Raw genomic sequence first — 17,923 nt, forward strand, 5'->3', positions numbered from 1 at the left:
CGCACTTATCCCGTCAACGCGTCCGGGATCAAGCCGGCACGACCTCCTCGCTGATGACGAAAAACTTCACCAGATCCATCCGGCCAAAACTCGTGGTCAGCGCGACGTCGGCAGCATCCCGGCCGGTGGCCATCAGGATACGGCCGATCCGCGGCACGTTATGGCGGGCGTCGAAGGTGTACCATTGGCCGGAGAGATAGACCTGGAACCAGCCGGAAAAATCCATCGGCGCGGGATCGCGGGGCACGCCGATGTCGCCGAGATAGCCGGTGCAGTAGCGCGCCGGAATGTTCATGCAGCGGCAGAAGGTCAGCGCCAGGTGCGCAAAGTCGCGGCAGACGCCGGCGCCCTCCGCGTAGACGTCGTGCGCCGACTTCATGTGATGGGCGTGCTGATAGCCGAAGCTGACGTGGTTGTGCACGAAGTCGACGATGGCCTGCACCCGCGCCCAGCCCGGCGCTGTGTTGCCGAATAAAGACCAGGCAATATCGGTGAGCTTGTCGGTCTCGCAATACCGGCTTGGCATCAAATATTGCAGCACTTCATCCGGCAGTTGATCGATCGGCAATTGCTGCGCGGTCGGCACTACGGCGTCCGGCAGGCCGGAATCGCGCACCAGCGCGTCGCCGCGCAGCGTGACGCCGCCAGCGGGTGCGACCAGCCGGCCGCAGACGTTGCCAAAGCTGTCGCGGTAGAAGCCGATCGGCACATCGGGCTCGGCTACAATGCGCTCGGTGCCGACGATGTCGGAAAAGCGCGACGGATGAATCGAGAGCATGATCACCATCGGCGTCGGCTGTACGGCCGCATAGGCAATTTCAAAGCCGACCTTGATCTCCATGGCTCAGACCTTTTCCGCCTGCTGTACCTCGTGCTGCGCTTCCGTCTCTTGGCCGGCCGAGACGACGTTGACGCTGACCTCCATCCCGGCAAACGCGTCAGGCGAGCCGAGATAAGTGCCATGCAACGGAATTGCCTGGCGCGGATCGCGCGCCACCGCGACGCGAATGAGATCGCGGGTGCCGACGATGCCGTTGGTCGGATCGAACTCGATCCACCCTGCGCTCGGCAGATAGACCTGCACCCAGGCATGCGTCGAGCCGCCGCCGACATGACCATGCGCGCCGTCGCCGGGAATGAAGATGTAGCCGGAGACGAAGCGCGCGGCGATGCCGAGCCGGCGCAGCGCCTCGATCATGAACAGCGCATAGTCCCGGCAGGTACCGGAGCCAGTCTGCAGCGTGTCGAGCGGATGCTGGGTGCCCCGCTCATGGCGCTTGCGATAAGTAAAGGCCTCGCGAATGCCATGCGTCATGCCGCTCAGGATCTTGAAGGTTGGCGTCGGCGCCTCGGCGTCCAGAAATTTCCGCGCCCAACCCGACAGCTCGCCGTTGGGGTCGCCATATTGCGGCGTGACGAATTGCAACAGGTCGGGAAATTCCTCGTCATCGTAGAGGAACGGATAGAAGTAGGCGGGATCGTCCGGCGTCAGCGCAAACTCTTCCGCCGGATTGTGCTCGACCGTAGCGGTTGCGGTGAACGATAAGGTGTCGGCGCGCTCGTCGAAAGTCGCGATCGCAACCGTGTTGCCAAACACGTCGTGAATCCATCGCAACGACATCGGCTTCGGTTCGATCTCGAGTTCGCTTGCGCGGATCCTTAAGTCATGTCCCGGCAGCGGGCGCAGCATGATGCGGTGCTCGCCGAATATGACCGGGCGGGTGTAGCGATAAACGGTCTTGTGGTTGATGGTCAGGAGCGGCATCGTCAAACAATGGTCGATTCTGGCAGGTCTGATCCAGGTCGAATCCTGCCCAATTGTGGATCGGGGTGCCGCTTCGATAGGCAATACTCCAAGGAAAACGCTTTGAACGACGCCACCAGCACAGCCCTGCTCCTTAGCACCGAAGATGCTCCTCCAGTCCATGAATACAACGAATCAGGGCGCTCGCCGTTCCTGCTCACGTGCGATCACTATGGAAGGCTGATTCCGCGCGTGCTCGGCGATCTCGGCCTGCCCGAGAGCGAACTGACACGCCATATCGCCTGGGACATCGGAATTGCCGGGGTCGCGGAAGCACTTTCAAAACATCTCGATGCCCATCTGATCGTGCAGCGCTACTCACGGCTCGTCATCGACTGCAACCGCCCGCCGCACGTCGCAGGCTCGATCCCGCGCATCAGCGAGGCAACTACGATTCCCGGCAATGAAGGCATTTCGCGCGAGGCCGCCGCGATACGGCGGGCGCAGATCTTCGATCCCTACCACCGGCGCATCGACGAGATCATCGACCAGCGCGGAAACGCTGCCATGCCGACAGTGCTGGTGTCGCTACACAGTTTCACGCCCATCTATGCCGGGATTGCACGGCCTTGGCACATCGGCACGCTCTACCATCGCGACAAGCATCTGCCGCCGCTCTTGCTAAAGCTGTTGCGCGCCGAGGGCGATCTCGTGGTCGGCGACAACGAGCCTTATGCGGTCAGCGACGAGACTGATTACACGATCCCCGTGCATGGCGAGGCGCGCGGGCTGATGAATACGGGCATCGAAATTCGTCAGGACCTGATTTCGGATCAGGCGGGCGAGAAGGCATGGGCGGAGCGGCTGGCGCGGATTCTTGGCGAGATTGAGCAGATGTTGCGCAAGCAGCAACTGATCGGGTCTCGCCAGGGCGAAGGTCGCGTTCCCTCCCCCCTTGCGGGTGGAGGCTAGGGAGCACACCGCTGCATGCGACACAGCTCGCGGCCGATCGGGACCAGCACATCACATAGACCGCGAGTTCACTTTGCCCGCGTCAGTGCCAGCCAGATGCCGCCGCCGATCATGAAGCCGCCGGAGACGCGCGACACCAGCCGCGTCCGCTCTTTGGAGAAGAACATTCGCGCACGGCCGGCGAGCAGCGCATAGATCGCGTCGGTCGAAGCGGCGATCACCATGAAGGTGATGCCGAGCAGCGCCACCTGCGGGAAATGGTCCTTCTCCATGTCCATGAACTGCGGAATGAACGCGCCGAAGAACACCAGCACCTTCGGATTGGAGAGCAGCACCAGCAGGCCCTGCAGGAAAAATCCGCCGCGCGGCGGCGGTGGCGGCTCGTCGGCGTTGACGCCTTCCGCGGGCGACCAGATCAGCTTGATGCCGAGCCATATCAGATAGGCCGCGCCGGCAAAGCGCACCCAGTCGAACCAGTAGCCCATGGTCGCCATCAGCGATGTCAGCCCGACTGCAACGATGCCGATCACGATGGCAAGCCCGGTTTGAGCACCGGCGCAATTGATCAGCGCCGCGCGCGTGCCGTGCCGCAGGCCGTTCGCGATCAGCAGCGTGACCACCGGGCCCGGCAACAGCGCGAGCGCAATGCAGGCGGCGACAAAGGCGAGATAGACCTGAAGGGACATGGAGGAGAACTCGGTGGGAGAGCGATTACGTCATTATGCATGCGGAGGACACAGATGGAAGCCGCGCTCCAACTCCCTCTCCCCGTTCTTTACGGGGAGAGGGTCGGGGTGAGGGGCTCTCTCCGCGAACTGTGGCCGTTGATAGACCTGAACCCCCCACCCGGATCGCATCTTCGATGCGATCCGACCTCTCCCCGCAAGCCGGGCGAGGTTAGCAAGCACCGCCTCATCGTTCATCCATCGCAGCCATCATCCAGCGCGTCATTTCGCGGGCCGCCAGCAGCGCCAGCGCCGCGCGCCGCACCTCAGGCGCGTCACCGTTACCTTGCGCGACGGCGACGAGGAGGTCGCAGCGGCGCGAGACGGCGATGCCGATGGCGACGCGCCGCAAGCCGTCGGACAGTTTGAGATCATAGGCCCTGATCCGCCCGGCCATATCGGCGACCTGGACGACCTCGCCCGGCGCGAGCGGCACGAAGGACTCGCTGATCAAATCAACATCGGCGACACGATCGACTTCGTCGTCATCGGCGACGCCGCGATCGCAGTTACAAAAGCCGATTTTCGGCCGAACGTATACCTCGATGCCATCGCCACACGAGGCGCCGCGGCAACGAAACGCGCGTCCCGCGGGCCAGCCGTCGCGCGGGAATGGCCAGGCGATTTCCTGCCACGCGCCTTTCTGTTCGCCTTGGCGCGGCACGATGTGCTGGTAGGCCGCCGCGCCCGACAACGCACCGAGCGCCACGGCCGCAACAACGATGACCGGCCATCGACGCATCACCGCCCCTCACGGCAGACCGGCGACGGCGCGCGCCGGGCCGGTCAATTCGAGAATGTGCAGGCCGGTATTGGCGCGGTCGACGATGTAGATGTAGCCGCGCTCGTCGGTTTCGACATTGTTGGTCTGGATCGCGACCTTGCAGCGATCCTTGCCGTCGATCTTGACGCAGCGCTTGTCGGTCGCCGCCGTGATCGACGGGATGAAATAGCCGACTTCCCTTGGATGATAGGGATCACGAATGTCGAGCGCGCGGACGCCGGCGTTGAAGAAGGAGATGAAGGCCATCTTCTTGTAGAAAACCGGCGCCATGCTCTCGTTGGAAGAATGCGCGCCGAATCGCCCGCCCCGCTCGCAGAAGGTCCCGCTCGCCTCCGGCACCGTATAGCTCGATATCATCATCGGGCGGTTCTCGACGGTGACGTCGGCGAACCACACCATCTGCCGCGGCTCGTTGCATTCGTTCAAAATCGCCTCATTGACGATCATCATGATGTCGCGGGTCTTGCCGTCCTTGTCGCGCGCGAATTCCGCAATCGGCATTCCCGGCATCGGAAACGTCGTATGCGCGCCGTTGAACGGCGACATGGTCAGCCGCGCAATTTCCGGCGCGCGCAGATTGTCCGGGGTTGGCTCTTTGGGCCCGTTGAGCAGTTTCTCGCGATCGACGATCTGCAAAATCCCGCCCTTGTTGGTGCCGTAGCCGAAATAGATCCGGTTGCCGGAAGGCCCCGTCGAGATCGGCCCGTGCAATTCGGTCGGCACCGCACCGGTCGAGCCCGGCTCCTGACCGGGAAGACCGAAATCGCGGATTTTCTGCGGGTGCGCGGGATCGGAAAGATCATAGACTTGCGTCATGCGGCGCGTGCGCCAGTCCGGCGCGCCCGACACCAGGAAGGCAATGCCGGTGTCGCATTCCCACCAGCTCTTGTGCGTGTCCTTCAATCCCGCAATCCGCGTGATCAGCACGGGATTGGCGGGATAGGCAACGTTCCAGATCTCGTGCGCCTCGCCGCCGAAGGTGCGCAGCATATAGACCGCGTTGCGATCGCCCCTTGGCAGCGCCTTGCCGTCGCAGATCCGCACCATCTGCGCGCCGCCGCCTTCATACTTGCCCTCCTGACCCGGAAGGTGGCGCAGATATTTCGGCTGTGAGGGATCGGTGACGTCGACGATCGACGTGCCGTTCGGTTCGGCCTTGCCAGTCTGCGGATTGACCGGCGCCGGAATCTCGTCGCTGCCGCCGTGATGGCCGATATAGGCGATCCAGCGGTCGCCCTGATGATGGATGGTCGGCTGGTAGGCGCTGCGCGCCTGCAGGTCGCTGGTTCCAACCAACTTCATGTTGAGTGCTTCGGGCGGCGCGCCGATCACCTGTTGCTGCGCAAAAGCGATATCTGAGCTTGCGAGGAAATAGATCGAGAAACAAGCTGCGAGTTTGAGGCGACCGCTCATGTTCCACCCCGACTGTTCAAAACCAATCTGTGTTGGCTGACGGCACGATAACACAGCCTTGGACTGCGCCCCAAAACACACGCTTGACATGCAACCTTTCGGTTGCCTATTATTTCCAGCATGGATGAGGTCTTCAAAGCGCTCGCCGACGCGTCACGGCGTTCGCTGCTGGACAGGCTTCACGCCAAAAACGGACAGACGCTGAACGAGCTTTGCGACGGCCTCGACATGACGCGGCAGGCCGTGACCAAGCACCTTGGGATTCTCGAGGCGGCCAACCTCGTCACGACGCACAAGCATGGCCGCGAGAAGCTGCACTACCTCAATCCGGTTCCGATCCATCAGATCGGCGAACGCTGGATCAGGAAATTCGAGCGCGGGAAACTCATTGCGCTCAGCGAGTTGAAACGGCAATTGGAGAAGCGTGATGAGTAAGCCGGAATTCGTCTACGTCATCTATATCGAGAGCACGCCGGAGAAATTGTGGGAGGCACTGACGTCCAGCGAGTTCTCCAAACGTTACTGGTTCGGCACCGAGCTGAAATCCGACTGGAAGGTCGGCTCGCCGCTGGCGCTGGTCATGAACGGCACCACGACCGATACCGGGGAGATTCTCGAGGCCGATCGGCCGCGACGGCTCTCCTACACTTTCAAGCACGTGACCGACGAGGCATACCGCAATGAGAAGGCTACGAAGGTCGTCTTCACCATCGAGCAGCACGGCAGATTCGTAAAGCTCACGCTCACGCATGAAGGATTTGCAGAGGGAAGCAAGCTGTTGGACGGCATCTCCAAGGGATGGCCGGCCATTATGTCCAGCCTCAAGAGCCTGCTGGAATCCGGTACCGCGCTCGAAATTCCGGTTTCCGCTCTCGGCATCGAAGGTGTGTCATGAACGTCAAGAACTTCAAGCCCGCCATTGTCTACACCATCTACATCGCCTCGACGCCGGAGAAAGTGTGGGAGGCGCTGACGCAGGCGGAGTTTTCCAGGCAGTATTTCTCCGGCCAGGCGGTCGAGGTCGATCTCAGGGTCGGCGGTGCCTTCATCATGCGCACACCGGACGGCGCCCTGCATATCTCGGGCGAGGTGATCGAGTGCGAGCCGCTGAGGAAGCTCACCGTCACCTTCAACGTCAACTGGCCGGCGCTGCTCGAAAAGCTCGGGCCAACGCTCGTCACCTACGAGATCGAGCAGGTCGGCGATGCAGTCAAACTGACGATGCTGCAATCGCATGACCGGGAGATCAGCGACGACATCCTGTCCGGCGGACGTACAGGCTGGCCCGCAATCCTGTCGAGCCTGAAGAGCCTGCTGGAGACCGGCAATGCGCTGACAATCAAGATGCAGCCGCCGGAGCGGATGCTGGCCGCGCTGAAGGAATTGGGGATCGGGACGCCTTAGGTCTCGCTGTCGTCCCTGCGAATCCACGGTCCCAAACTTCGCGGCCGTTCTTTGGAACAAACTTGATCGATTGGTCTGCAGAGGTACTATCGTTACCTTCACGCTGTCATACCCCGCGCATGCGGGGTATCCAGTACGCTGCGGCTTCTCGATTCATCACGGCTGTCTTGGAACACTGGATCACCCGCCTCCGGACTAAACACTGCGCGGATGATGACGGCTGAATGGGTGAGGACGCACCCACGAGTGGACTCAAGCCCGCCTAAAAGATATTCCAGCATAAGTAGATCAGACGGCTGCTTCGCAGCTTCCGAACGTTATTCTATCGCAACAAGAACCGCTGATTGAGCGCGGAACGACGCACCGATGAGCCTGCGCACCCGGCTATTGATACTAGTAATTGCCGCGATGCTGGTGCCGGCCATCCTTGTGGGACTGCGCTTCTTGCAGAATCGCGCAGGCGACATCGACGCCGCACGTGCCAGTCTGTCGGCAACCGCCAACGAGATTTTGGGCGACCTCGACGAGAAAATTCAGGGCACGGCCCAGCTTCACTATGGTCTCGCCCGCGCCCGCGATCTCGATACGCGCGACAAGGCGGCTTGCTCCGCCTTCCTGTCCGCCGTGCGCGAAGAGTATCCGCGGTACACCGGTATCTTGACCATCAATCCGGACGGCAGCCTGTTCTGCGACTCGTTACGAACCGATAGGACGCTCGATCTCAGGGATCGCGAATATTTCAAGCAGGCGCTGGTTGCACACGGCATCGTCACACTGCAGCCTGTGTTCGGCCGGTTGACGGGGACCTCCGTGTTACAGATCGCCTATCCCGTTCGTTCGGAAACAGCAGAGCTGAAGTTCATCCTGCTCGCCTCGTTCAATCTGAAGAAATTCGCCGATGACCACGACAAACGGCTGTCGAACGACAGCCAGATTCTGCTGGTTGACAGGAAAGGCACGATCCTCGTCGCGCCCGAGGGCAAGGACTGGACCGAGCCGGCCGGCGCATCGATTGCAAATTCGGAGCTGTTCCGGTTTGCGACCTCAGCTAATCGCGAGCCGTTCCGCGAAGTGGCCGGCCGCGACGGCCGAAGCCATGTCTGGGCCGCCGCGCGCTCGCCCTCGGTGCGCGATGCCGGACTTTACATCATGGTCGGACGGGCCAAGGACGGTCTGGTCGCCGCTGCCAATCGCCGCCTCTACGAGGACCTGGCGATGCTTGCGGTAGCCTCGCTGCTGTTGCTCGCAGGCGTATGGATTCTGGCGACGATGAGTATCGGCCGTCAGGTCGGGCGCCTGGCAGCGATGGCGACGAAGCTCGGAGTTGGCGATCTGAGCGCACGGATTGCTCCACCCCATCCGCGGGGTGAACTCGGGGGGCTGATGACATTGCTCAACGGCACCGCCGAATCCCTCGAACGTCAGCGCGCCGCCATCGACGAGCTCAACCAGAAGCTCACCCAATCCCAGAAAATGGAGGCGATGGGTCAGCTCACCGGCGGCGTGGCGCATGATTTCAACAACCTGTTGACCGTCATTCTCGGCAATGCGGAGCATCTTGCCGAGAAGCTTGCGGCGCACAAAGAGCTGCAAAAAATCGCCGAGAGCATCGCGACCGCCGCCGAACGCGGCTCGGACCTGACGCGCAGCCTGCTCGCCTTCGCGCGCAAGCAGCCCTTGATGCCGAAGCACATCGACATCGGCCAGAAGATCGTCGGCATGGAGCAGTTGCTGCGCCGGACGCTCGGCGAGCATATCGACTGTGAATTCCGGCTTGACCAAGACCTGTGGCGGGCCAGCGTCGATCCCGGCCAACTGGCCTCGGCACTGCTCAACCTGGTGCTGAATGCGCGCGACGCCATGCCATCAGGCGGCAAGCTGACGGTCGAGGTGCAAAATACCTCGCTCGGTGAATCCGACGTGGACGTCAACGGCGAGGCGCGTCCCGGCTATTATGTCATGGTCGCCGTGACCGACACCGGCACCGGCATGACGCCCGAAGTATCCAGCCGCGCTTTCGAGCCGTTCTTCACCACCAAGGAGGTGGGCAAAGGCACGGGTCTCGGCCTGAGCATGGTCTACGGGTTCGCGCAGCAATCCGGCGGGTCGATGCAGATACGCTCCGAACCGGGACATGGCACCGCCGTCAAGCTGTTCTTCCCCCGCGTCGGGACGCCTCAGACAAGCGCAGCGCCGTCCGCCAATCAGCCAGCCGCGCCGACCGGCAGCGAGACCATCCTCGTCGTCGAGGACGACGACATGGTGCGCGGGTATGTTGAAGGCGAATTGAAGGCGCTCGGCTATCGCGTCATCGTCACGCCCAACGCGCGCGCGGCGCTCGAAATATTGCGCGGCCCGGAGAACATCCATCTTCTGTTCACGGACGTCGTGATGCCCGGCGGCATGTTCGGAACCGAGCTTGCGAAGCAAGCAGCCCGCCTGCGGCCTCACTTGAAGATTCTCCTCACCTCCGGCCATAGCGAACATCCCGTCGAGGCGACGGACGGCAGCGGCCGCGACGTACGGATCCTCAACAAGCCTTACCGCCGGCACGATCTCGCATCGATGCTGCGCTCGGTCCTGAAGGCGAACTGATCACTGCCCTACGCCGCCACCGGCGCGATGATCCGGCGGTAAAGGTGCCACGTGGTGTGGCCGAGCACCGGCAGTGTCACCACCAGGCCGAGGAAGTATGGCATCGCCGATACCGCGAGCAGCACCACGATCAGGGCTACCAAGCCGATCATCGGTAGCGGGCGCAGGTGGTTCCCTGCCCCCCGCTCTACAGCCGCCGGCACACGGGATTGCGCTTTGTCAGGAACGGGACACGAGCAGGAGGGCCACGGCAAGATTCGCCGCGAACAGCATCGCATCCATGACAAAAATCCGGAGCATCGGCCCCTTCAACACGGGCCAATACGCCACTCCGACGCGCCCGCCGCGCATCAGGACCGGAAGGTTGTAGGCGAACTGACTGAAGTGACACGCGGCGAAGAACAGGAACAACGCGAGCTGCGCTTCGATCGCTTGAAAGAAGGCCGGCCGGGCGACCAACAGATACAGCGACAGGATGCCGATCGGCAGATTGATCCCGCCCAGAAACGCAACGCTGGCCGACAAGGTTGGGGCGATCGGATTTCCGCGCTCCTCCCGAGGTACCAGTATCTTCAGCGTATTGCCCTGGGCAACGCTGAACTGGATGAATGCGGCGCCGAACCAGAGCGTGTTGAGGAGCAGGACGAAATCCGAAAATCGCATGGCTACTTTCCGTAAAAGGCCTCGCTGCGCACCACACGGCCAGCACCGTCGAAGTCCATGAACTCGCTGGCGCGCGCGTCGCCCAGCTGCCACCACACCGTCAGGCGCGCGATTGTATCGTCCCAGCTCCAGTTCAGGATTCTCAGGTCTGCGCTCTCGATGCCACCGTAAGCCCTCTGCCAGTAGGCACGGATGTTCTCGGCGCCAGCGACTACCGGGGAATCCATCAATTTGAGCGCCAGCGGGCTGCGCATCTCGGCGTTTTCGGCGAAATGCGAAACGACCGCGTCGATATCGACCTTGCGCCAGTTCGCGCACCACGTCTCGACAAAGCGTCCGGCCGCCGCGCGGTCCATTGTCTGTCCACTCATGCTCGCGCCCTCCTCGGTGCAACTGCCGGGAAGAGAGATGACACAGGGCGACCCTCACGTCAATCATGTTGACCTGAGAGGCTATCAATTGCTGTCGGCAATGACCCCCATGACGGCCATCCAGGCGGCAGCGCCCGGCGGCCCGACACGATCAAACGCCTCGCGCAGGACCTTGCGCTCGTAGCCAGATGCCCGTTGCTCAATGCGCCGGCCGGCTTCCGTCAGCAGCAATAATTTGGAGCGATGCTGCTCGGGCGACCGCTTCGATGTCAGAAGTTTACGCTGCAGCAACAGGCTAAGCGGCCGGTTCACGGCTTGCTTGGATATGCCGAGGATCTCGATTAGCGACCCGATCGAGATGTTGGGCTGTCGCGCAACCACATAGAGAATGCGATGGTGCGGGCGCGACAGGCCAAGCGTGGCAAGATATTGGTCGGCCGAGAGCGTCATCCCGCGCCAGCCATAATACATAAGCTCCAGCGCTGCATCCAAATCATGGAGCTTCTTGAGCGAGGCGCGGTGCAGGCCCGCGGCGTGAGAAGTTTTCTTTTGCATTTTTCTACCGCGTCGAATTGACCGAAGAGCCCTACCCCAGCGCCCGCAACTCCCGCCGCAGCACCTTGCCCGTCGCCGTCATCGGCAGCGTATCGGCGAACTGCACGAAGCGCGGGTATTCGTGGGCGGCGAGCTGCACCTTCACGAACTCCTGGATCTCGCGCGCCAGTTCATCGCTCGCGGCGAAGCCCGGACGCAGCACGATCCAGGCCTTGATGGATTCGGTGCGGATCGGATCGGGTATGCCGACCACCGCCGACATCGCCACCGCCGGATGCTTCATCAGCGTATGTTCGATCTCGGAAGGGCCGACGCGATAGCCGGCGGTGGTAATCACGTCGTCCTCGCGGCTGACGTACCAGAAGTAGCCGTCTTCATCCTGCACGCCGAGATCGCCGGTCAGCAAAAATTCGCCGGCGTATTTCTTTGCGGTCGCTTCCGAATTCTTCCAGTATTCGAGCATGGTGCAGGGACAGGGCTGGCGTACGCCGATGATGCCGCGCTCACCTCTAGGCAATTCCTCGCCGCGATCGTTGACGATGCGGACGTCGAACCCCGGCGTCGCCTTGCCCATCGAGCCGGGACGGATCGGAAACAGGTTCGAATTGCTACCGATCACGAGGTTGCATTCGGTCTGGCCGAACACTTCATGCGCGTCGATGCCGAAGGTTTCGCGCACCCAGCCGAGCAATTCGCCGCCCAGCGATTCACCGCCGGTGAAAATGCTGCGCAGTCTGACGCCGGAATTTTTCACATTCGCCTGCCGCATCAGTTTCAGCGCGGTCGGCGGCAGGAACGTGTTGCGGATACCTAGGTCGGCCATCATCGCCATCGCCGCCTGCGGCTCGAATTTGCGCGCGCGATGGCCGACGAGCGGAATGCCGTGGTACCAGAACGCCAGCAGGCCGTTGATCAGCCCGCCGATCCAGGCCCAGTCGGCCGGTGTCCACATCAGGTCGCCGGGCCGCGGGAGAAAATTGTGGCACATCTCGACGTTCGGCAGATGGCCGAGCACAACGCGATGTGCATGCAGCGCGCCCTTCGGATTGCCTGTAGTGCCGGAGGTGTAGATGATCAAGGCGGGATCGTCGGCTGCGGTGTCGACGGTGGCAAAATCCGGCGACGCGGCCTTCAGCGAGGACCAGAACGGCTTTGTGCCGGCAGGCGCGCGGTCTCCGATGACGTAGACGTTTTTTAATTCAGGAAGACGATCGCGTATTTTCGCGAGCTTCTCCCAGCCGCCCTCGTCGGTAACAACAGCCTTGGCCTCGGAATTCGACAGACGGAACTCCAGTCCTCGCCGAACAGCGCAAACAGCGGGATCGAGATCATGCCTGAGCGAAACGCGGCGAAATGCGCGATCGGCAATTCAAGCGATTGCGACAGGAACACCGCGACGCGGTCGCCGCGCGACAGGCCGTCGGCTTTCAGAACGTTGGCAAAACGGCGCGACTGCTCGGCGACCTGGTCGAACGAGGTACGCGTAGTGGCGCCGCCCTCGTCGACATAGATCAGCGCCAACCGGCCTGAGCCATCCGCATTCCGGTCGCAGCACGCGGTCGCCATATTGAAGCGAGCAGGAATGTCCCAGCGGAAGTTGCGGTAGAGCTCGTCGTAGGTGGAGGCTTCGGTGAGCATGGCCTTGGTTGTTTCCTCTCGTCGTGGCCGGGCTTCATCCCGGCCGTCCACCCCTTCTTGCGTGCCGCGAGTTTAAAGACGTGGATGCCGGGGACAAGCCCGGGCATGACGCGGGGCTACGTTTTGTGGCCTGACTTAAGGCGCCCGCGCCTTCTCCATCGCAAGCTCTGCCTCGAGGCTTGCGATGTCCCGATAGATCGAGGCGACGGCCAGCACGCGGCCTTTACTCTTGTACTGCAGCAGGCAATCCTTGCCGGGGATGTCGCCGTCGACGGTGATTTCGTCCCATTTCTCGGCGTAACCGACATAATTGATCGGCACATCGTAATGCTGGCTCCAGAAAAACGGCACCGCATGGAACGGCACGCGCGCTCCGAGCATGTTTCGCGCGGCGGTCTGGCCCTGACGCTCGGCCACCACCCAATGTTCGACGCGAATGGTCTCAAGAGAATGCGGATCGGGCCAGCGCGCGATATCGCCCGCGGCATAGATGCCGGGGACGCTGGTTTCCAGATAGGCGTTGATGGTGACGCCCCGATCGATTGCCAGCCCCGCCTTCTCGGCCAATTCAAGGCGGACGCACGCCGACGCCGACCACCACGATATCGGCCTCGATCGCGCCGCCGCTTTTCAGCGTCGCGCGTTTGCCGTCGATCTCGGTTACGGTATCGCCGAGATGGAAGATGACGCCGTGCTCTTCATGCAGAGCGCGGACGAAGTCGCCCATCTCGGGCCCCAGCACGCGCTCCATCGGCCGCTGCTCGAGGCCTACGACATGGACCTCGATATTTCTGGCGCGCAGCGACGCCGCGACTTCGAGCCCGATGAAGCTCGCGCCGATCACGACGGCGCGCCGCGCGCCTCCGGCCATTGCAATGATGGCGCGGGAATCGGCCAGCGAGCGCAATACGTGAACATGGGGCTGGTCCGCGCCAGGTATCGGCAGCCGCACCGGCTCCGCGCCGGTCGCCAGCAGCAAGCGGTCATAGGGGATGGTCTCGCCACCTGATGTGACGACGTGGCGCGCGCCAGCGTCGATTGACGTGACCTCGGTGTTGAGCCGCAGGTCGATCTTCGCTTCGGCGTAGAAATCATCCGGCCGTAGCGGCACCCAGTCCTCCGGCGCGCTGCCGGCGAGATAGTCTTTTGACAGGTTCGGCCGATCCACCGGTGCCGCGGCCTCACGGCTCAGCATCACGATGCTGCCGCGATAATCCTGCCGCCGCAGCATCTCGGCGGCGGCAAAACCCGCCGCGCCACCGCCGACGATCACGATTCTGCCGGGCGCATCGGTGATGCCCATCACCTGCGGCTTGGGCTGCTCGCGCTTTTCCCGAACGAAGATGCGACCGTCTTGCTGCTCGACCTTCCAGACTGCGACCGGGCTGAGCGCCGGTGCCCGGACGGCTTCGCCGGTGCGCAAATCGAAACAAGCATGATGCCAGGGGCACCGGATGCCCTCGCCGGTGACGAGACCCTCTGCCAGCGGCCCGTGATAATGGGTGCAATGCGCACCGATCGCGAAAATTTCCGATCCCGAACGCACCAGCAGCACTTCATCGTCGCCGACATGGCCGAGCAACATCTGGCCCGCGAATTCGGACGGGGCTGCGCCCTTTGACAGATCGGGACCGGCAGGTGGCGCTTGCTGATCAGCCATGCCTTCCTCCGCTCGCGTTGCTACGTCATCACTCCGAGTTTGAACTCATTCGATGTTTCATCCGCGCGAAGGTTCCCGGGCACGAAAAATTTATCCCGTCAGCGCCGCCTTCACCAAACCGCTCGCCTTGCCGAAATCCATCTGCCCGGCAAACTTCGTGCGCAGCACGCCGATCACCTTGCCCATGTCCTTCATGCCGGCGGCGCCGGTCTCGGCGATGGCGGCCGAGATCGCGGCCTTCACCTCGTCGTCCGACATCTGCTTCGGCAGATAGGCCGAGATCACCGCGATCTCCTCGCGCTCCTGCGCGGCGAGCTCGGCGCGGCCGCCCTTGTCGTAAAGCTCGACCGATTCCTGACGCTGCTTGATCATCTTCTGCAGCACGCCGAGCACGTCCGCATCGGAGAGCGGCGGCTTGCCCTGCCCGCGCGCGTCGATGTCGGCGTTCTTGATGGTCGAATTGACCATGCGGAGCGTGGAGAGCTTGCGCTCGTCCTTGGCCCTCATCGCGTCCTTGACCGCATTGTTGATGTCGTCGCGCAGCATGATTTCCTCGCTGAGAATGCAGAGAATTAGGTCTCGCCCAGAGACGCTCGGTTAATCCTCCCGGCCTATATAAGGACTGGCATGAAGGTCGAAAAGCAGTTTGCTGCGCTGGTATTGTGTCTTGTGGTGCTTTGGGCAAGCCGCTTCGGGTCCTATTCGTGCGAAGCGCGTGCCGCTTTCCCTGTCGGCGCTGGCCCGTCATGGCAAACCCTAATTGCGGCGGGCGGTCTCCTGCTCATAACTCTGTTCGTGCCGGCCTATGACTTCATTGCCTTCATGCTACAGGCTCGGCCTGGACCGGAGCTTCGATCATCTCGAGATCTACCCGGGCGACCCTCCTCCGCCGAACGCGCGGCCAATGTCCCTGAAGACCAAGTTGCTTCTGTTCTACCCGCTTGATCTTGCTGCCGTGATCTTTTTCCTGCTGCCTGGATGGGCGAAAGTCGCCTACTGCGGCTAGCCAGCCGGAGCCGATCGAAGCCGCGAGGACATAAGTCCGGGGCAAGGCCATGAGGCCGGGAACGCGCGAGACCAGCTCGAATTGGTCAAGCCGGATCGCCCGCTTCGGCCGGATTTGGCCGAAAACGGCTGACACGACGGAACCGGCTGTTAAATATGCGGCAAACGCATGTGAATCCCCCGCTTTTCTTGGCCGTCCGGCTTTGACGGGCGGGGGCGCTTGCGACTATGAAGTGCGCTCATGACAACATCTGAAAATGCTTCAGCCTGGCCGGACCAGAAACCGACCGCGCTCCTCGTGCTTGCCGATGGTACCGTGCTGGAGGGCTTTGGCCTCGGCGCGGAAGGCCACGCCGTCGGCGAAGTCTGCTTCAACACCGCGATGACCGGTTACGAGGAGATCCTCACCGATCCCTCCTATGCCGGGCAGCTCATCACCTTCACCTTCCCGCATATCGGTAATGTCGGCACCAACGACGAGGATATCGAGACGGTGAACATGGCGGCGACGCCGGGCGCGCGCGGCGTGATCCTGCGCACGGCCATCACCGATCCCTCGAACTACCGCGCCACGCGGCACCTCGATCAGTGGCTGCGCGCCCGCGGCATCATCGGGCTGTCTGGCATCGATACCAGGGCGCTGACTGCGTTGATCCGCTCAAAGGGCATGCCGAACGCAGTGATTGCGCATGCCAAGAACGGCGTGTTCGACCTGCACGGCCTGAAGGAAGAGGCGCGCGAATGGCCCGGCCTGGAGGGCATGGATCTGGTACCGATGGTGACTTCGGGCCAGCGCTTTACCTGGGATGAGACGCCGTGGGCCTGGCAGAACGGCTTTGGCCGGCAGACTGAACCTGAGTTCAACGTGGTCGCGATCGACTACGGCATCAAGCGCAACATTTTGCGGCTCTTGGCCGGTGAAGGCTGCAAGGTCACGGTGGTGCCGGCGACGACCTCGGCCGAAGACATTCTGGCGATGAAGCCGGACGGCGTGTTTCTTTCCAACGGCCCGGGCGACCCGGCTGCGACCGGCAAATATGCGGTGCCCGTAATTCAGCAGGTGATCCAGTCCGGCACACCGACTTTCGGTATTTGCTTGGGTCATCAGATGCTGGGCCTGGCCGTCGGCGCCAAGACCAAAAAAATGCATCAGGGCCATCACGGCGCCAATCATCCGGTCAAGGACGAGACCACCGGCAAGGTGGAGATCACCTCGATGAACCACGGCTTTGCCGTCGACCAGGCTACGTTGCCCGAGGGCGCGATGCAGACTCACATCTCGCTGTTCGACGGCTCCAATTGCGGCATCGAGCTCAAGGGCAAGCCGGTATTCTCGGTGCAGTATCACCCGGAAGCCTCGCCGGGGCCGCGCGACTCGCATTACCTGTTCAAGCGCTTTGCGGATCTGATGCGGGCGAAGAAGCGGGCGTAGGCGCGCGCTCGTGCCCCGGATGCTGCGCAACACGAAGCGGTGCGCTGCTGATCCGGGGCCCACGCTCCATCCCAGCCCAGCCAATGGGTCCCGGCTCTGCGGAGCAGCGTTGCACGCTGCACCGCGTCCGGGACACGATGGTTGCGGGCATCGGCACCGGTTAATATGATACTTATCATCGAAATCAGGAGCCAACTCCATGGACGACGATCCCGTCGCCCCGCAGGTCGAATACGGCGTAGCGCCGACCGACGTCATGGCCTCGATGTCCGGTCTCGACTTCGTGCGCGGCATCTTCGAAGGCAAGCTGCCGTGCCCGCCCATCATGCAGAATGTCGAGCCGTTCGATTCCACCGCCGAGAAGGGACATGTGGTGTTCTACAGCGTGCCCGGCTTTCGGCATTACAACCCGATCGGCTCGGTGCATGGCGGCTACGCCGCGATCCTGCTGGATTCCGCGATGGGGCTCGCGGTGCATACCGCCCTTCCCGCCGGCACCGGCTACACCACGCTGGAATTCAAGATCTCTTTCATCAAGGGCATGACAAAGGATACCGGGCCTGTCCGCACCGAGGGCAAGACGCTCAATGTCGGCCGCCGCGCCGCCACCGCCGAGGCGCGGATCACCGACGCCAACGGCCGCCTGCTCGCGCATGCGACGACGACGTGTCTGGTTTTCGAGATTCCAAAGGGAACGTGAGGCGCGGAGGGCGGTTTGAAGTTGTAGGATGTTACTCAGACCTCATCCTGAGGAGCCGCGTAGCGGCGTCTCGAAGAATGGGCCACGGGCCTCGTGGTTAGAGACGGCGCGGAGCCTGTCATCGGGCCGCGCTACGCGCGGACCTGTTGGCGCCTCCTCACCATGGAGACCTTTGCGCGGTTGCCGTTTTGAGGGCCTCGGAGGCAGCGATCGGTATGGCGGGGATTTCGGGGAGGCGGCCGGTGCTCCGACAAGGTCGGAG

General features: G+C 62.7%; 17 protein-coding genes and 2 pseudogenes. 7 read left to right on the forward strand and 12 right to left on the reverse strand.

The annotated features are described in order from the left end of the window. Positions 1–28: 28 nt before the first annotated feature. Both IVA95_RS10380 and IVA95_RS10385 read right to left on the reverse strand, forming a co-directional pair. Complete coding sequence (locus IVA95_RS10380; RefSeq protein ID WP_247510383.1) at positions 29–841, reverse strand: transglutaminase family protein; 813 nt, start codon at positions 839–841, stop codon at positions 29–31. 3 nt (positions 842–844) lie between these two features. Continuing rightward, positions 845–1,765 carry a transglutaminase family protein gene (locus tag IVA95_RS10385; RefSeq protein ID WP_247510398.1) on the reverse strand — a complete coding sequence of 307 codons (921 nt, stop codon included), beginning with the start codon at positions 1,763–1,765 and terminating at the stop codon, positions 845–847. Between the two features lie 102 nt (positions 1,766–1,867). Here IVA95_RS10385 and IVA95_RS10390 point away from each other — a divergent pair, with 102 nt between their 5' ends. Continuing rightward, positions 1,868–2,716 carry an N-formylglutamate amidohydrolase gene (locus IVA95_RS10390; RefSeq protein ID WP_247510384.1) on the forward strand — a complete coding sequence of 283 codons (849 nt, stop codon included), beginning with the start codon at positions 1,868–1,870 and terminating at the stop codon, positions 2,714–2,716. A 68-nt stretch (positions 2,717–2,784) separates the two neighbouring features. Here the strand turns inward: IVA95_RS10390 and IVA95_RS10395 are convergent, their stop codons facing one another. The 3 genes from IVA95_RS10395 to IVA95_RS10405 form a co-directional block, all read right to left on the reverse strand. Next, the gene (locus IVA95_RS10395; RefSeq protein ID WP_247510385.1) at positions 2,785–3,402 is read right to left on the reverse strand and encodes a LysE family translocator; all 618 of its coding nucleotides are present in this window, start codon (positions 3,400–3,402) and stop codon (positions 2,785–2,787) included. 226 nt (positions 3,403–3,628) lie between these two features. Further along, positions 3,629–4,183: a hypothetical protein gene (locus IVA95_RS10400; RefSeq protein WP_247510386.1), complete on the reverse strand. Its 555-nt coding sequence runs from the start codon at positions 4,181–4,183 to the stop codon at positions 3,629–3,631. Between the two features lie 9 nt (positions 4,184–4,192). Then, entirely contained in the window at positions 4,193–5,638 is a 1,446-nt protein-coding gene (locus IVA95_RS10405; RefSeq protein ID WP_247510387.1) for a hypothetical protein, read from the reverse strand. A gap of 120 nt (positions 5,639–5,758) precedes the next feature. Between IVA95_RS10405 and IVA95_RS10410 the strand changes: the two genes are divergently transcribed. The 4 genes from IVA95_RS10410 to IVA95_RS10425 all read left to right on the forward strand — a co-directional run bounded on the left by IVA95_RS10410 (position 5,759) and on the right by IVA95_RS10425 (position 9,637). Further along, positions 5,759–6,073: a metalloregulator ArsR/SmtB family transcription factor gene (locus IVA95_RS10410; protein ID WP_247510388.1), complete on the forward strand. Its 315-nt coding sequence runs from the start codon at positions 5,759–5,761 to the stop codon at positions 6,071–6,073. Then, positions 6,066–6,533, forward strand: coding sequence for an SRPBCC family protein (locus IVA95_RS10415; RefSeq protein ID WP_247510389.1), 468 nt, complete (start codon positions 6,066–6,068; stop codon positions 6,531–6,533). The genes IVA95_RS10410 and IVA95_RS10415 overlap by 8 nt, the downstream gene beginning before the upstream one ends. Further along, a complete protein-coding gene (locus tag IVA95_RS10420; RefSeq protein WP_247510390.1) occupies positions 6,530–7,042 on the forward strand; it encodes an SRPBCC family protein in 513 nt (170 codons plus the stop codon). The genes IVA95_RS10415 and IVA95_RS10420 overlap by 4 nt, the downstream gene beginning before the upstream one ends. Positions 7,043–7,408: 366 nt before the next feature. Then, positions 7,409–9,637, forward strand: coding sequence for an ATP-binding protein (locus IVA95_RS10425; protein ID WP_247510391.1), 2,229 nt, complete (start codon positions 7,409–7,411; stop codon positions 9,635–9,637). Between the two features lie 8 nt (positions 9,638–9,645). Here IVA95_RS10425 and IVA95_RS38760 read toward each other — a convergent pair whose 3' ends face one another. The 7 genes and pseudogenes from IVA95_RS38760 to IVA95_RS10455 all read right to left on the reverse strand — a co-directional run bounded on the left by IVA95_RS38760 (position 9,646) and on the right by IVA95_RS10455 (position 15,070). Further along, positions 9,646–9,780 (reverse strand): hypothetical protein, encoded by a 135-nt coding sequence (locus IVA95_RS38760; protein ID WP_256470185.1) that lies wholly within the window; start codon positions 9,778–9,780, stop codon positions 9,646–9,648. 76 nt (positions 9,781–9,856) lie between these two features. Beyond that, positions 9,857–10,300: a hypothetical protein gene (locus tag IVA95_RS10430; protein ID WP_247510392.1), complete on the reverse strand. Its 444-nt coding sequence runs from the start codon at positions 10,298–10,300 to the stop codon at positions 9,857–9,859. Between the two features lie 2 nt (positions 10,301–10,302). Beyond that, the gene (locus IVA95_RS10435; RefSeq protein WP_247510393.1) at positions 10,303–10,671 is read right to left on the reverse strand and encodes a nuclear transport factor 2 family protein; all 369 of its coding nucleotides are present in this window, start codon (positions 10,669–10,671) and stop codon (positions 10,303–10,305) included. A gap of 84 nt (positions 10,672–10,755) precedes the next feature. Beyond that, on the reverse strand, positions 10,756–11,226 hold the full coding sequence (locus IVA95_RS10440; protein WP_247510394.1) for a MarR family transcriptional regulator: 471 nt from the start codon (positions 11,224–11,226) through the stop codon (positions 10,756–10,758). 31 nt (positions 11,227–11,257) lie between these two features. Beyond that, a pseudogene (locus IVA95_RS10445) lies at positions 11,258–12,864 on the reverse strand (acyl-CoA synthetase). Positions 12,865–12,999: 135 nt separating this feature from the next. Then, a pseudogene (locus tag IVA95_RS10450) lies at positions 13,000–14,524 on the reverse strand (FAD-dependent oxidoreductase). 90 nt (positions 14,525–14,614) lie between these two features. Next, positions 14,615–15,070 (reverse strand): GatB/YqeY domain-containing protein, encoded by a 456-nt coding sequence (locus tag IVA95_RS10455; protein WP_247510395.1) that lies wholly within the window; start codon positions 15,068–15,070, stop codon positions 14,615–14,617. 700 nt (positions 15,071–15,770) lie between these two features. Between IVA95_RS10455 and carA the strand changes: the two genes are divergently transcribed. Next, complete coding sequence (gene carA, locus IVA95_RS10460; RefSeq protein ID WP_247510396.1) at positions 15,771–16,961, forward strand: glutamine-hydrolyzing carbamoyl-phosphate synthase small subunit; 1,191 nt, start codon at positions 15,771–15,773, stop codon at positions 16,959–16,961. 199 nt (positions 16,962–17,160) lie between these two features. Beyond that, positions 17,161–17,661: a PaaI family thioesterase gene (locus IVA95_RS10465; RefSeq protein WP_247510397.1), complete on the forward strand. Its 501-nt coding sequence runs from the start codon at positions 17,161–17,163 to the stop codon at positions 17,659–17,661. Positions 17,662–17,923 lie beyond the last annotated feature (262 nt).

The sequence above is a fragment of the Bradyrhizobium sp. 157 genome, from assembly GCF_023073815.1.
Classification (GTDB): Bacteria; Pseudomonadota; Alphaproteobacteria; order Rhizobiales; family Xanthobacteraceae; genus Bradyrhizobium.